The sequence below is a fragment of the Paenibacillus sp. TCA20 genome (genome assembly GCF_000732325.1).
In the GTDB taxonomy this organism is placed as follows: Bacteria; Bacillota; Bacilli; order Paenibacillales; family Paenibacillaceae; genus Paenibacillus; species Paenibacillus urinalis.
This window is the reverse complement of record NZ_BBIW01000004.1, coordinates 432,881-448,606: the sequence shown is the minus strand read 5'-3', so window position 1 is coordinate 448,606 and position 15,726 is coordinate 432,881. Positions and strand designations below refer to the sequence as shown.

11 protein-coding genes and 1 riboswitch are annotated in these 15,726 nt (G+C 49.4%); of the genes, 4 read left to right on the top strand and 7 right to left on the bottom strand.

Translation table 11 applies throughout. From position 1 onward, the window contains the following. Window positions 1-25: 25 nt before the first annotated feature. The 4 genes from uvsE to TCA2_RS10830 form a co-directional block, all read right to left on the bottom strand. Entirely contained in the window at window positions 26-1,021 is a 996-nt protein-coding gene (uvsE, locus tag TCA2_RS10845) for a UV DNA damage repair endonuclease UvsE (protein WP_047911602.1), read from the bottom strand. Window positions 1,022-1,105: 84 nt separating this feature from the next. Continuing rightward, a complete protein-coding gene (locus tag TCA2_RS10840) occupies window positions 1,106-1,426 on the bottom strand; it encodes a hypothetical protein (RefSeq protein ID WP_047911601.1) in 321 nt (106 codons plus the stop codon). Window positions 1,427-1,531: 105 nt separating this feature from the next. Next, window positions 1,532-2,638, bottom strand: coding sequence for a D-alanine--D-alanine ligase (locus TCA2_RS10835; protein WP_047911600.1), 1,107 nt, complete (start codon window positions 2,636-2,638; stop codon window positions 1,532-1,534). Window positions 2,639-2,765: 127 nt separating this feature from the next. Next, entirely contained in the window at window positions 2,766-3,773 is a 1,008-nt protein-coding gene (locus TCA2_RS10830) for an amidase domain-containing protein (RefSeq protein ID WP_047911599.1), read from the bottom strand. Between the two features lie 300 nt (window positions 3,774-4,073). Here TCA2_RS10830 and acnA point away from each other — a divergent pair, with 300 nt between their 5' ends. Then, window positions 4,074-6,782 (top strand): aconitate hydratase AcnA, encoded by a 2,709-nt coding sequence (gene acnA / locus TCA2_RS10825; protein WP_047911598.1) that lies wholly within the window; start codon window positions 4,074-4,076, stop codon window positions 6,780-6,782. Between the two features lie 74 nt (window positions 6,783-6,856). Here acnA and glyA read toward each other — a convergent pair whose 3' ends face one another. Further along, complete coding sequence (gene glyA / locus TCA2_RS10820; protein ID WP_047911597.1) at window positions 6,857-8,110, bottom strand: serine hydroxymethyltransferase; 1,254 nt, start codon at window positions 8,108-8,110, stop codon at window positions 6,857-6,859. Window positions 8,111-8,268: 158 nt separating this feature from the next. Further along, a riboswitch (glycine riboswitch) is annotated at window positions 8,269-8,403 on the bottom strand. A 106-nt stretch (window positions 8,404-8,509) separates the two neighbouring features. Then, window positions 8,510-10,597, bottom strand: coding sequence for a helix-turn-helix domain-containing protein (locus tag TCA2_RS10815; RefSeq protein WP_193746023.1), 2,088 nt, complete (start codon window positions 10,595-10,597; stop codon window positions 8,510-8,512). Window positions 10,598-10,794: 197 nt separating this feature from the next. On the opposite strand from TCA2_RS10815, the gene TCA2_RS10810 reads away from it, so the two are divergent. Together TCA2_RS10810 and TCA2_RS10805 are read left to right on the top strand one after the other, a co-directional pair. Continuing rightward, window positions 10,795-12,030, top strand: a complete 1,236-nt coding sequence (locus TCA2_RS10810; protein WP_047911595.1) for an MFS transporter — start codon at window positions 10,795-10,797, stop codon at window positions 12,028-12,030. 19 nt (window positions 12,031-12,049) lie between these two features. Further along, window positions 12,050-13,480 carry an amidohydrolase gene (locus TCA2_RS10805; RefSeq protein ID WP_047911594.1) on the top strand — a complete coding sequence of 477 codons (1,431 nt, stop codon included), beginning with the start codon at window positions 12,050-12,052 and terminating at the stop codon, window positions 13,478-13,480. Window positions 13,481-13,657: 177 nt separating this feature from the next. Here TCA2_RS10805 and TCA2_RS10800 read toward each other — a convergent pair whose 3' ends face one another. Then, window positions 13,658-14,512 carry a manganese catalase family protein gene (locus TCA2_RS10800; RefSeq protein WP_047911593.1) on the bottom strand — a complete coding sequence of 285 codons (855 nt, stop codon included), beginning with the start codon at window positions 14,510-14,512 and terminating at the stop codon, window positions 13,658-13,660. 113 nt (window positions 14,513-14,625) lie between these two features. On the opposite strand from TCA2_RS10800, the gene TCA2_RS10795 reads away from it, so the two are divergent. After that, window positions 14,626-15,663: a hypothetical protein gene (locus tag TCA2_RS10795; protein WP_047911592.1), complete on the top strand. Its 1,038-nt coding sequence runs from the start codon at window positions 14,626-14,628 to the stop codon at window positions 15,661-15,663. The last annotated feature ends 63 nt before the right edge of the window (window positions 15,664-15,726 follow it).

The following is a 15,726-nucleotide window of genomic DNA, read 5'->3' as shown; positions in this document are numbered from 1 at the left end:
CTATTTCAAAATATTGTGCATTTTCTTACATCCGAATTGTGGCTCCGTCTATGATTTCGATACCTTCCCCCGCGAGCTTCTCGAAATCCTTCATTAAGTTAAATAACGCCTCATCCTTGCGTTTCGCTTCGATCATCACATCAATAGCAGGGGTCCGGTCCGCAATATGACGCAGGAAGTCCAGCAGAGGCTCCAGCACAACTCCATCCGCATGGCTCCTGATATCCTTCTCATTCTTGGGACTCGAAACGTGAATCTTGGGAGGCAGGACTTCTTCAGGAGAAGAATCCGCCTGAGCATAGATCGTCTTCCATGTCTCCAGAATATCTTCCCACAATTCCCAGGGCGCTTCCCCATCGTTATTCACCCAATGATGATGTATATCCAGCACCATAGGGAGGCTTGTCTTCTTACATACCTCCAGCGTTTCAACCGCTGTGAAGGTCTTATCATCATTCTCAAGCGTGATCCGCTGCAGCAGCTCGGGAGGCAGGGCTTCCGTATTGACGATGAATCGTTCTGCGGCCTTCTTCTTGTCCCCGTAAGCACCGCCGATATGAATATTGTTCTTCGCCCTTGCATCCAGTCCCATCGCATCAAGCATCGCCTTATGGTGCATTAGATCACGAATGGAGCTTCTCAGCACTTCCTCCCGTGGTGTACTTAACACCGTAAAATGATCAGGGTGAAACGAGACTCGCATCCCGTGCTTTTTCACAAAATCACCAACCTCCTGAAAAGAGGGGACTAATGCCGCAAATGGATCCCAATCGGCCAGATCTCCGTGTGTAGCAAGCGGAATGAGCTTGGATGAGAAGCGATAGACTTTGATATCACTTGCCAGATTATGCCTCAGCAGCCTGAGGGTGTTATGTAAGTTCTCGGCAGCAATGCGTTCGAGCTTACGGATCGCTGCTTCCCGGTCTTCTATCTTGTTAAAGCTCGCCATCGTCATCGTCTTAGACGGTGACGCGTTCGCTACCACCATTGACATGGCTACATATCCGAATCGTACGATCATGGAAGCGGTTCAATCCCTTCGTCATAATAGTACAGTTATACCCTATGTCTACGGATTAAAACCTGCTTGAAACGTCATTCAAGGCTACTTATTCTGCTCTCCAAAAAACATTTCGTGAGCTAGCGCAGTCTGAATCCGGGATTCCTCTTCGTTCAGCTTGCGTTCAAGTATCATCTCCACCTCAGTGACCTCTTGTCCTTGAAAATTAATCTCGGCAATACAGCCGACAATTTTCACTATAGCAACCGCGATATTCTCAGGTGTATAGGCAATAACCTTCTGACCCGTGGGGAACACCCTGAAGCCCTGCTTCACCATTTTGCCCCGGCCATATTCCAGCAGCTCATACAGCTCCTGATCACTCTTAAATTTACAGACCGAATTAAACTCTGTTTGAAATCCCATACGTACAACCTCCTGTATCCCAAATTTTATATCCATAAGATTCTGTGAACTTCCTGTATATATGAAAAAAGGAGAGCATATCACTCCCCTTCGTGTTCACATCGACTACCGGTTACCATTCTCGTAATTCAGTGCTTGTTTCTGAGCATACCGCTCCAGAGCAAGCTCAATCATCCGATCCAGCAGCGCTTTGTAGGATACACCTGTCTCCCGCCACAGCAGCGGATACATGCTGAACGGCGTAAAGCCCGGCATCGTATTCACTTCATTAATAAGCAGTGCTCCGTCCGATCTGCGAATGAAGAAATCGGCCCGTGTAATGCCGTTACCCTCAATGGCACGAAAAGCCTGGAGAGCAGCCTCGCGAACACGGTCGGCCTCCTCCTCATCAAGCGGCGCAGGAATCAGCATCTGTGACTGGCCGTCGATATATTTGGCCGCATAATCATAATATTCACTGGAGGATACAATCTCTCCCGGTACAGAAGCGATCGCTTCCTCGTTACCGAGTACGCTGACTTCGACTTCTCTCGCGTCTACAAATTCCTCGACGATAACTTTAATATCGTAGCGGAATGCGAATTCAACCGCCTGAACAAGCTCATCGCGATTACGAGCCTTGGAAATCCCAACACTGGAGCCGAGATTCGCTGGTTTAACAAACATCGGATAGCCCAGCTGGTCCTCCATCCCCACGATGAGATCATGACTCGCACGCTTCCACTGCACATGATTGAAATACGCAAATTCACATTGCGCAAGACCCGCCTGTGCAAACAGCTTCTTCATCACGACTTTATCCATACCTGCTGCAGAAGGCAGCACACCAGCACCCACGTAAGGGATATCAGCCATTTCAAACAAGCCTTGAATGGTGCCGTCTTCACCGTTCGTACCGTGCAAGAGCGGGAACATAACATCTAGTTCACCCTCGGTACCATACAGTTGTCCGAATACGGTATTCAGTGCATCTCTTGTCTCTTCCGCATTCCCACCGAGCTTAAGCTCATCTATACTGGCAGGAGGCGCAGTCAGTCTGCCGCCCTTAGCCCAGCTTCCCTGCTTCGAAATAAAGAAAGGAATAATTTCATATTTATCAAAATCAAATGCGCTGATGACGGCAAATGCAGTCTGCAATGATACCTCATGCTCTCCTGACTTGCCTCCATAGACCACGCCTACGGTCATCTTGTTGTCTTTACTGTGTACCATGACTTACCTCCGGTTTCTTAACGGTTACAGGTCCTAGGGAGAGAATCATTTTGATTATCGTATCCGCCAAGGCCTACCGAATTATGCCAATAGTATATTCATCTTAAGGATGAGCGTTACGCTTTTTTTAGGCTCCAAAAGTATCTGCGATATGGAATAACCGGTATGTTGTGTTCTCGGTCCAGGCATAAGAATCCTTGTAATCCCAATAACGATGCCTGCTGCTTACAGTGTTCGCATTCACAAGGGGCATTCCACCCGCATCAAATGCCGTTACAATCGTACTGTGCTGATACCTGCCGTCCCCATTCCAATCATAGAAAATAACATCGCCCAGCTGCAGCTGCTCCGGCCCGTCAACAAGCGTTGCCGTCAGCCCGCTATGATTCCGCGCAAGATAATTCTCCAAACTATCTGACACGGCCCAGCTGTAGCTCCATTGCTCTTGTCCCGAAGCGTAACCTTTATACCACCAGCCTGTTTCTCTCCTACCAGTATAGTTGATCGGCGCGCCCCCTGCAAAGAGACATTGCGAGATATAATTGGTGCAGTTCACTTCGAATTCTTCAAACTCCGGATTACCCGAATTCCACCATTGATCTGCATAAGCCACCGCATCCTCTCTCCGGTATCGAACCAGTCTGGCCGGAATACCTGGATACAACACCTCTCTATTCAGAAGAGGCTTCCTCAAGATACCTGCCTGCTTGGCATTCTCTGCTGCGATCAGCGTCTCATAGGCGACCGGCTTTCGTTCCTGTACATCTCTGACCACACGCGATACAACCCAATAATTACCGTCCTTGGTGAAGGTCAGCCGCTCTTTCTCGATGCGGTCCTCCCGGTGCGTCATCCCTCCCTTGGAGTAGAATAACCGGCTGTACAGCTGTACATCGACCACAGCTTCACCCTTGCGATCCGACAGTGTCCGGAGCAGCTTAGCGCTTGTCTCGCAGCGCAGAGGTACGGCCTGACGCTCGCGATACCACTCTTCCAGCTGAGCTGCCCGCTTGCCTCGTTCGAGCAGGACAGCAAGGTCTGTAATCATATGCTGCTCCTGCGGCTTATAATCAATCTCGCCTCGATTATATTCTTTCACATAAGAATATAAGGTATTTTTCCATTCTCGCTCCAACGGCCCATATCCCCTTTCTACTACTCCGGCTTGCTTCTCGATCGTATGATTACCTTCTCTTTTCACTATATGACTAATTTTATGTTGGTATGTACGGGGCCTATCCAGAGAGAGTTGAAGCATTCACTTCCCTGTAAAAATAGGCGTTCTTACAAGAAAAAAACTTTACGTCAATGGATGAAAACGGTATACTAAAATCAAAAGTTCATTTTTGAAATTACGTTTCACACTGTGAAACTCCATGGACATTGAACGGATAAAATGAACTTCTGGCATACTATTAATCAAGGAGGTACATCCATGTCTCAACAGAATCATTTCTCTGCTGCAAGCTCGCTTGAAGTCGGAGGCAAAACGTACCGCTATTACAGCCTCAAAACGCTTGAAGAGCAAGGACGCGGCGACATTTCCAAGCTGCCTTTCTCCATTAAGGTGCTCCTCGAAGCGGCGATCCGTCAGTTTGATGGACGCGCTATTACTGAAGATCATGTAAGCCAGCTTACAGGCTGGGCAGAAGGCAAAGATAACAACAAAGAAATTCCTTTTATTCCTGCGCGTATTGTACTGCAGGACTTTACTGGCGTTCCGGTGGTCGTTGACCTTGCCGCTATGCGCGATACAGTGAAGAAAGCCGGCGGCGATCCGAAGAAGATCAATCCGCTCGTTCCTGTCGATCTCGTTATTGACCACTCGGTCATGGTCGATGCATTCGGAACGAACAGTGCACTGGACTATAACATCAAAGTCGAGTTTGAGCGCAATGAAGAGCGTTATCGCTTCCTTCGCTGGGCACAGACTGCTTTTGACAACTTCCGTGCAGTTCCTCCTTCTACAGGGATTGTTCACCAGGTTAACCTTGAATATCTCGCTTCCGTAGCTGCAACCAAAGAGATTGACGGTGAGACTGTTGTGTTCCCGGATTCTTTGGTAGGTACGGACTCTCATACAACGATGATCAACGGTCTCGGCGTTGTAGGCTGGGGTGTCGGCGGTATCGAGGCTGAAGCCGGAATGCTTGGACAACCACTCTACTTCGTAACGCCTGAGGTTATCGGCTTCAAGCTGACAGGCAGCCTGGCAGAGGGCTCTACGGCTACTGACCTTGCCCTGACGGTTACCGAAATGCTTCGTAAGAAGGGTGTTGTCGGCAAGTTCGTAGAATTCTATGGTCCTGGCCTGTCCAACATCAGCTTGGCTGACCGTGCGACCGTAGCTAACATGGCTCCGGAATATGGTGCAACCGTAGGTTTCTTCCCAGTCGATCAAGAGACGGTTAACTACCTGCGTAATACAGGTCGTTCTGAAGAACAAATTGAGCTGGTTGAAGCATACTACAAAGCCCAAGGCATGTTCCGTACGAACCATACCGAAGATCCAGTCTTTACAGATACCATTGAGCTTGATCTGGCATCGGTTGTACCGAGCCTTGCAGGACCTAAACGTCCTCAAGACCGGATTGAGCTGTCTCATATGAAAGAGAATTGGGAAGGCATTGTCCGCACACCAATCGACAAGGGCGGTTACGGACTAAGCGATGAGAAGATTGCAGAGAAAGTGCCTGTTACCCATCCTGACGGTTCCAAGAGTGAACTGGCTCCAGGTGCAGTTGTAATTGCTGCAATTACGAGCTGTACGAACACTTCCAACCCAAGTGTTATGGTCGGCGCAGGTCTTCTTGCGAAGAAAGCGGTAGAACGCGGACTGACCAAGCCTGGTTATGTGAAGACCTCGCTGACTCCAGGATCTCTTGTTGTTACAGAGTACCTGACCAAGGCAAACCTGCTCGATCCGCTTGAGAAGCTGGGCTTTAACGTTGCCGGCTACGGATGTGCAACTTGTATCGGTAACTCCGGTCCGCTTCCAGATGAAGTGAGTCATGCGATTGCTGACAACGATCTGACTGTTGCTGCAGTACTGTCTGGTAACCGTAACTTCGAAGGCCGTGTGCATGCCCAGGTCAAAGCAAACTACCTGGCTTCTCCGCCGCTGGTTGTTGCTTACGCGCTGGCAGGTACGGTGAACATCGATCTGCAGAACGATCCGATCGGCTATGATCAGAGCAATCAGCCTGTATATCTTAAGGATATCTGGCCGACTTCCGCAGAAATCCAAGAAGCAATTAATGTCTCGCTTAACGCAGATATGTTCCGAAATAAATACGCGAACGTCTTCACTGCCAATGAACGCTGGAATGCAATTGAAGTTCCAGAAGGCGAATTGTATGAGTGGGATGAGAACTCGACATACATTCAGAACCCGCCGTTCTTTGAAGGACTTGAAGGTGATCTGAACGACATCCAGAACATTCGTGATGCACGCGTGCTTGCGCTGCTTGGCGATTCTGTAACGACCGACCATATCTCGCCTGCAGGTAATATTTCGCCAACCAGCCCGGCTGGTCTGTACCTCAAAGAGCATGGTGTAGAACGCAAGGACTTCAACTCCTACGGTTCTCGCCGCGGTAACCATGAAGTTATGATGCGCGGAACATTTGCCAACATCCGTATTCGTAACCAAGTGGCACCAGGCACGGAAGGCGGCGTTACCAAATACCTCCCTACCGATGAAGTCATGTCCATCTACGATGCTTCTATGAAGTATCAGGAGAAAGGCAGAAACCTCATCGTACTGGCTGGTAAAGAGTATGGTACAGGAAGCTCCCGTGACTGGGCAGCCAAAGGTACGCTTCTCCTTGGCGTCAAAGCTGTTATCGCTGAGAGCTTCGAGCGGATTCACCGCAGTAACCTGGTTGGTATGGGCGTACTTCCGCTTCAGTTCAAAGAAGGCTATGGCTGGTCCAGCCTTGGATTGAACGGGCGTGAGACGTTTGATATCGTAGGTCTCTCCAACGAAGTTACTCCAGGTGAAGAATTGACTGTAACTGCAACACGCGAGGACGGTACTAAATTTGAGTTCCCTGTTATCGCGCGTCTCGACAGTATGGTTGACGTGGATTACTACCATAATGGCGGTATTCTGCAAACCGTACTTCGTCAGTTGATGAAATAATCGACGTACAAATAGTAAGGCCGTATCCCCTGCCTCTCGGCAGCTGGATACGGCCTTTTTTTATCTCTATTAGATTATCGAATTGCCATCTCTTTCATAAACAACGGGAACCTCGCCGCAAGCGCCTTGGTATGCTCATGTACACTTGCTGCCACGCTATCATCTCCATGACGCTTAAGCACAGCAGCAATACACTCTCCCAATATGCGCATTTCTTCATCTCCCATGCCCCTCGTCGTCAATGCAGGCGTACCGATTCGTATGCCGCTAGTAACAAATGGACTGGCTGTTTCTCCAGGTATCGTGTTCTTATTAACCGTGATGCCTACATGCTCCAGGATCGCTTCAGCCTGCTTGCCTGTAAGTCCCCAGGGCCGCACATCTATCAGCATCAAATGGTTATCCGTTCCTCCCGATACAAGTGTGGCTCCTTCTTGAATGAGAGTATCTGCAAGCACCTTCGCATTATCGACGACTCTGCCTGCATAGAGCTTAAAGGAAGGGTCCAATGCCTCTTTGAAGCTCACTGCCTTCGCTGCAATGATATGCATGAGCGGTCCGCCCTGTATGCCAGGGAATATGGATTTGTTAAGCCCCTTCGCCGTCTCCTCATCATTCGTCAGCAGCAGGCCTCCCCGAGGGCCGCGCAGCGTCTTATGCGTCGTACTTGTCGTAACATCCGCATAAGGGACCGGAGAGGGATGCAGACCCGCTGCAACCAGTCCGGCTATATGAGCCATGTCCACCATAAGCTTTGCCCCGACCTGATCAGCAATTCCCTTGAACTTTGCAAAGTCAATCTGACGGGGGTAAGCACTTGCACCAGCAATGATCAGCTTCGGCCGCTCTTTGCGGGCAAGGCTCTCTACTTGATCGTAATCGATCAGGTGTGTTACTTCATCCACTCCATAGGAGACCACATCAAACCATTTCCCTGACAGGCTTACTGGACTGCCATGAGTTAGATGTCCGCCTTGGGAAAGATTCATGCCCATCAGCTTGTCTCCTGGATTCAGGAGATGAAACAGCACTGCCGTATTGGCCTGAGCACCGGAATGCGGCTGAACATTCGCATAAGCAGCTCCAAATAAGGACTTTGCCCGCTCGATCGCGAGCGTCTCAGCACCATCCACATGCTCGCAGCCCCCGTAGTAACGTTTCCCAGGGTACCCTTCTGCATATTTGTTCGTTAGAACGGTTCCCATCGCTTCCATCACTTCAGGACTAACAATATTCTCTGAAGCAATCAGTTCCAGTGTAGCCAGCTGACGTTCCTGCTCTTGCTGAACAAAGCTGTAAAGCTGTGGATCAAAGGATTCCAAACTCATTAACAACACCTCCGCGAGATAAATGATAAATCTATGGATACGCAAAAAAGGACAGAGATCACGAACAAATTGTCGTGTTCTCTGTCCTGGGTACCTGAGAGTTTAAACGGCGGCAGCCGTTGTTACCCCTTGGGTGGCTATTGCTCTCTCCAGAGTTGCGTCCGATGGCGGTTCCTTGTACCTGAGAGATTAACTTTAAGACTCGACCAGCCATAAAGCTTGCTCCTTCGGCGCAAAAGCATCCTCATTAAACGTGACCAAGCGATGCTTAAGACTCTCCCTGCCATCATCTTCCGCTTATGGATTTTTCTTTATCTGATTAAAGCAGAAGAAAGATCCTATGTCAATATAGCTGACAAAAAATCTTGATAAATGTATTTCTCTACATTTTCGGAGCAGTTAATAGGTCTCGCTGAGATGACAAGCCAGATATACCTTGAGCCAATCATCGGGATCATTTAGACTGACCTGCATCAGCTCCTCAACTTTATGCAGCCGGTGGTACAGTGTATTGATATGAATATGCAGCTCTTCGGCTGCTGCTGAAGCGGAACGATTTGCAGCCATGTAAGCTTTTAACGTGCGTTCCAGATCCTCACCCTGCTGCTTGCCCCTTGAATACAGAGGAGACAACACACTCTCAATATAATGCCCGATCTTTGCAGGCTCCTGATTGAGAAACAATTGATTCACCCCGATATCCTCATAACGGGTAAGTCCTGTCTTTTGCCTGCGGAGCAGAAAGGATAAGGCATCAAGTGCCTCATCGTTACTTCTGGCCACCTGCTCGAGGCCACTATACAAGCTGCCAATGCCCCCGCTCACGGATTTGCCTGTTGATCTTGCCCATCGCTCGGCAGCTGCTCTCATCCGTTCCACCATTTGCTTTTGCTGGGCGATATTCAGTGCTGCCGCAATAATCGTTACTTTATCATGGGAGCCAAATAGCAGTTTCTCACTATGACCAAGCTCTTTTTCCAAATCAAGTATCAGTTTACGTAAAAAAATCTCACGCTGCTTCAGATCCCCGTGCTCTCCCAGAAGGTGAAGGACACTAACGAATAGAGGAACATCCTTAGGCAGTCCAAAATTACTCATCTTGGCAGCGACTCGTTCAGGCTCACGAAACTGCACCAGCTCATTGAAGAACTCATGACTCCGTTTGTAATACATTTCCGTGGCGGAGTGCGTGTTCATTAGCTGAAGTGCAACGATCGCGCCTCCCTGCTCCAGTACAATGTGATCCAGCGGCTCCAGCGGACGAAGGAGTGGAATAACGAAGACGCCGAGCAGCACCGGGCCATTCACAACAGGGTACAGGTAATACCCATGCTCGTGACTGCCCGTTATCGTGACAGGAGCTTTATTCGCCTCAAACACTTGGAACAAATCCAGATCGGAGAGCTCATGCTGATCGTCAGCGACAGGATGCCAGTTGTTCAGCAGCAGGTCAACAAATCGCAAGGGCAGCTTAAGCATAGCGAGCACTTGATCAACCAGCACCTCCACACTTTCCTGGCGGACAGACAGCTTGGTAAATACATTGTGAATATCGCTCCGTTTCACGAGATACTCATTCGCTTCTCTCAGCTCTGAGTACATTCTTGCATTGGATATCGCAATAGCGGCCTGATCAGCAAAGCCCTGAAGATGCAGCAGGTCCTGATCATGAAAAGGTCTCCTGCCATCCTGCAGCTGATGCACCAGCATGACGCCGATCCGATCCTGATTCATCGTGACGGGAACTGCGATGACTGATACTACCTGCACCACATCTCCGTCAAATGCGTTAACAAGATAACTCAATGCATCCTTCGGAACATCATCCATCGCATCCAGGGCTGTTCTGGAGGTATATATTTTCCCGATCCCGCTCGTAAATACTTTACCTGTAATCCCCTGGCTATGCCTTGTCTGAAACTGATAAATCGTATCTTTAATCCCAATGCTCGCCCTGGGCACCAGTCTCTTCTCCGCCTCCTCATACATCATGAAAAAGCCGCAGTCTGCAGCGGGAATGACCTTCAGTGCATTCTGCATAATGTGCAGCAGCAATTCATTCAGGTCGAGAGAAGAGGTTAGCGCGCGGAGCCCCTCAAGCCAGCGTTCGTGATCCAGCTTTTGCTTGGCGAGCCTTATCGTTAGCAGCTCCATTCTCGTCAGCAGCTCCAGCTGCTCAAGCTCACTGTCCGTCAATTCATCTTCAGCTTCAATCAGCATCAGCATGGGTCTCTGCTCTGAGGCATCATTCGGTGAAAAATAGATGAATAAGAGTGTGGATCCCTCCACACGCAAGGTCCGGCATACGAGCTTCTCCATGTGTTGTTGAAGCGGCAAACCCATTGCATTCATCTTCACTTTCTCGATCAGCCTGTCGGCTCCTTCTGTGCCCAGCCATAGGTATAAGCTTTCAGCACTCTCCGTATAAAACCATGCCCCATATTCCACGTCTCCAAATCTCTTCTCCAAAAATTGAGGCAGATCCACGCTTAACATCCCCTCTCCACTCCGTACGTGTCAGTTAATATAACATAAATGAATGCATTTCAACTTGAAATCGATTGTCATTGGAAATATATACAATGTTATCTATGAAACATTAGTCATATGAACAATGATTTTCGTTAACTCACATTATAAAATGTTACCATACTTAACACAATCATTTGGAGCGTGAGATGCCTATGAAAAAAGAGCCCAACAGTAAATTGATACTCACCGCCTTATTCGCAGCCTGGATTGTCTCCTATATTGACCGAGGAGTAATTACGCTTGCTCTCAGTCAAATGGGCAAAGACATGAGTCTGGATGCTTCGGCACTCGGAATTGTGCTGAGCAGCTTTTTCGTCGGCTATGCGCTCATGCAGATTCCCGGTGGATGGCTCGCGGACAAGTTCGGTTCACGCAAAGTCATCGTCGTCGCCATCCTGTTCTGGTCCCTCTTCACCGGTTTATCGGGCGCCGCCTGGTCCCTGGCCTCTCTGCTCGTGATTCGTTTCCTCTTCGGGATTGGAGAAGGAGCTTACCCTTCTGCCAGCACCAAAGCCATCTCTGATTACTTCGCCAAAGAAAAACGCACCAAGGCTCAAACGACCATGATGTCCTCCAATGCTCTCGGAGGAGCCATTGCCCCCATTATCTGTACTCCGCTGCTCCTGTGGTTAGGATGGAGACATACGTTTCTCGCGATTTCCCTGCTTGGCGTAGTGCTCGTTATATGGTTCCTTTATATCACCAGGGGATCTTCCGCCCAGCACAGTACTGCTTCACCCAAAGTGGAAAAGGGTGTGTATAAGGAGCTGCTGCGCAATACGACTTTGTGGAGAGTCATGGCACTCTTCTTCTTTGCCAACATTGCCAGTTGGGGACTCTCTTCGTGGATGCCTACCTATCTCATTGAAGCACAAGGGATCGATCTGAAGGCAGCTGGTCTTGTATCCGCTATTCCCGCAGTCATCGCTGCTCTTGGCATGCTCATCAGCGGACGGATCATCGATCGAATCGGAGCCAAAGCGAAGTATGTAGTCACAGGCTGCCTCTTCATGTATGCTCTATTCTTATTCCTCGTGACACGCGCCGGCGGACTCGCCGAAATTATGCTGTGCATGAGTATTGCCATGGCGTTCGGCTCCTTCACATTGTCCTTTGTGTTTACACTGCCTCACCGACTGATGAAGCAAAGAGTCGTTGGTACTGCCTTTGGTATGATTAACTTTGGCGGACAGGCCGCAGGTATCCTCTCTCCCGCAATAATGGGCTTCCTTATATCATCTACGAACTCTTATAACAGCGCCTTTTTATTCCTTACAGCATCATGCCTTGTCGCTGCAATCATTTCATTAACAATTCCTAAATTGAACAAACAGCCTGACGAGCCTATTACAGACCCATCTGCAGTTGTGTTGACCGCAAGACACTAAATCTTAGGAGGTATATAGCATGAGCAAAACAAACCTGATCCAAGCGCTTAACGAAGGAGAGCATCGCTTCACAAAAATGGCGAAGGACATATGGGAGCATCCGGAGGTCGGCTACACCGAATCCTACGCCTCCTCTCTTCAGGCTCGCCTGCTAGAACAGGAAGGCTTTCGCATCACATCAGGCGTGGGTGAAATTCCTACCGCCTTTGTCGCCGAGTACGGTCATGGAAGTCCGGTGATCGGCATCCTCGGCGAGTTTGACGCCCTTCCCGGTCTATCCCAAACGGTAAGCCCAGATCAGACACCGATCGTTCCCGGCGGACCCGGTCATGGCTGCGGACATAACCTGCTCGGCACAGCTGGAGTAGAAGCAGTCACCGCGCTTAAGCAGCTCATTAACGAAGGAACACTCCCCGGCACCATTCGTTATTACGGCTGTCCGGCAGAAGAGCTGTTATCCGGCAAGACCTTTATGGCTCGTGACGGCGTGTTCGACGATCTGGACTGTGTGCTCACTTGGCATCCAGGCAGCTCCAACATGGCGGCGAATTACAGCATGCAGGCATTGACTGGTGTGGAGTTCTTCTTCTCGGGTCGTACCGCACACGCTGGAGCCGCCCCTCATCTAGGCCGCAGTGCTCTAGATGCGGTGGAGCTGATGAACGTCGGCGCAAATTACCTGCGTGAGCATGTGCCAGACGGCAGCCGGATTCATTATCAGATCACAAACGGCGGTCAGGCTCCGAATATCGTGCCGGATGCGGCGAGCGTATACTACTTTTTACGCGGAAAAGACCGAGCAGCTGTCGATCACTTGCTAGAGAGGCTCATCAAAATCGCCCAAGGTGCGGCATTAATGACTGAAACGAGTGTACGGTGGGATATCAAAGCAGGCTGTTATGATACACTGCCAAATGCCACGCTGAATGATCTTATGCATGCTCAAACCGAAGTTGCAGAGCCTATTCAATTTACTCCGGAAGAAGAAGCCTTCGCCGAACAGCTGCTGAAGAGCGTTCATCCAGACGTCCTTGCAGCCAATCCAGAAGCTGCCCTGCACTCTGAAAAATCCATTCTGCCAACCGCGTTTATTAACAATAAACAAGTCTTCGGTATGACGATGGGCGGCTCCTCTGATGTGGGTGATGTATCCTGGATTGCACCGATGGGTCAGATCATGACGACTTGTGCTCCACTGGGAGTTCAAGTTCACACTTGGCAGGCCACGGCCGCCTTCGGCTCCTCCATTGGAATGAAGGGGATGCACTATGCCGCGAAGCTGATGGCTCTCTCCGCCTATGATCTGCTTCAGAATACAGATGGTGTCATTGAGCAGGCCAAAGCCGAATTTAAAGAAAGAGCAAGCGGCATTACTTTCACGGCGGGAATCCCTGCTGAAGTGAAGCCTCCAGTGCCGGCTCATATTAAAGTGACGGTACCAGCAGGCTGACTATAATGCGTATACTAGATATGCGACCAAGTCGGCGCGAATCATGTTCATTCTCTAGCAGATTTTGTTCCCATTAGAAAAACTCCAGTTCCCCTCGCTTTCAGGCAAGGAGGAACTGGAGTTTTTTATGTTGATTCTAGCCGTATTTTCACCATACAAAAAATGAAAATCACGCTGTTATGTGTTTAGATCATTCAAACCCGGGGCATGCTCATTCGGCATGTCTGGCAGCATGGGTACCGGATGACCAATTGGAGGAGGCGTTACTTCGAGCTCACCGCCATTACGGCTTGGGGATTTCCCGCTATAAATCTCCCCGATCCGAGTATCATCCAGCCTGAAATTAAACTGTGCATTATGAAAGCCCATGTCCACATATTTTCTGCACTCCGGATACTTGTTGATATCATAATTAGGTACCGGGAACAGCTTGCCCCACTCTACACCGAGCGTCTCAAGTGCTTTGGCGAACGCATTCTGATGGGCATTGTCCCGCACGATAAGAAAGGCTAAAGTTTCTCTGAATGTCTTATTGGAGCTCATTTCATAAATACGGGATTTCTGCAGGACCCCTGTTGATTCAAGCACCAGATTATCCATCAGGTCAGCTACAAGATTACCATGGTTGTACACATAGTTGCCCATCCACGGATTCCCAGCTGCATCTACGGGCAAAGACCCTTGAGCACCAACGATGTAGTGATGCGGATTCGCATGACGAACAGCCTCATCCAACGGAGCCCCATCCACACCTGCGTTACCCGGCGTCTCTTCGCCCGATCCGTTCAGCAGCTGATTAATGGTCGTCTGCACCAGCTCCACATGGCTGATCTCCTCCAGAAATACACCTCGCATCAAATCACGATACTGGGTCTTATTCCCACGGAAATTACTGCTCTGAAAAAAATACTGCATCATCGTACGCATTTCGCCGAACCGTCCGCCTAATGCTTCTTGCAGCACCTTAGCCGCAGCGGGATCAGGCTTGTCCGGAACGATAATATTGATAAGATCCTCTTTGTAGAAATACACAGGAAACACCTACTTTACTGGCGAATTTGGAAGACATCCTATTTTGTGTCCAGAGCACCTGTTTTATACAAAATGAGGAAGTTCTCGCAAAACACCTGAAAGGAGTGTGAGGGATGAATATCGGTTCTGCCAGACAAGCAGCAGTGAATTGGGTAATGAGCCACGGAAGCCAATCCCCCGGTTATCTCGGCGCATATTTTAGCGGCTCTACTGTTACCCTGCCTGACGACGCTACCCTGTCTCCTTCCTCGGATATGGATATCGTCATTGTTGTTCATGAAGTACCCTCTATTAAGCTTGGGAAATTCCGATATCAAAATGTCTTGCTGGAAGTAACCTATCTACCGTGGGATCTCTTCGATTCAGTAGAAAAGGTGCTTACAAACTACCATTTGGCCGGAAGCTTTCGCACGAACACGATCATCGCCGATCCTTATTCACGTCTGTATCCGATATACCAGCAGGTATCTCAGCACTTTGCTCAAAAATCATGGGTCGAGAAGCGATGTGAAGATGTCCTTTATAAAATAAAGGCAGGGCTCCATTCCATAGATATGACGCAGCCTCTCTATGATCGAATCACCGCACTTCTCTTCCCCGCTGCCATTACAACACATGTCCTGCTCACCGCTGCACTGCAAAATCCGACGGTTCGTTTACGGTATCTCCGTGTGCGAGAGGTACTCACCCAGTATAATGAGCTCCCGGTATACACTGAACTATTGCAGCTGCTCGGCTGTGAACAGATGACCGCAGAACAAGTTCGTCAGCATCTTGAACAGCTTGAAGTGACCTTTGATACAGCTGCGGATGTAGCGTCTACCCCTTTCTTTTTCAGCTCCGATATTACAGTAAGCGCACGCCCCATTGTGATCGAGGGAAGCCGCGAGCTCATCGAATCCGGGAATCACCTTGAGGCTGTGTTTTGGATAGCAGCTACCTTTGCCCGATGTCACAAAATTTTAGACACAGACGCAGCACCGGATACTAAGCAGCCACTTGCGCCAGCCTTCCAGGCGCTGATCGATGATCTTGGCATTGGTACATCGGAGTCCTATCTGAACAGGGCAGAGCAAATTCGAAACTACTTGCCTGCACTTTCGAAGACAGCTGATGATATGATCGCTGCCCACCCTCACATCTGGAGTTGATTCACAGGATTAATAATTCATCGCACAAAAAAACGTGGAGGCCCATATGCGGGCCCCCTTATG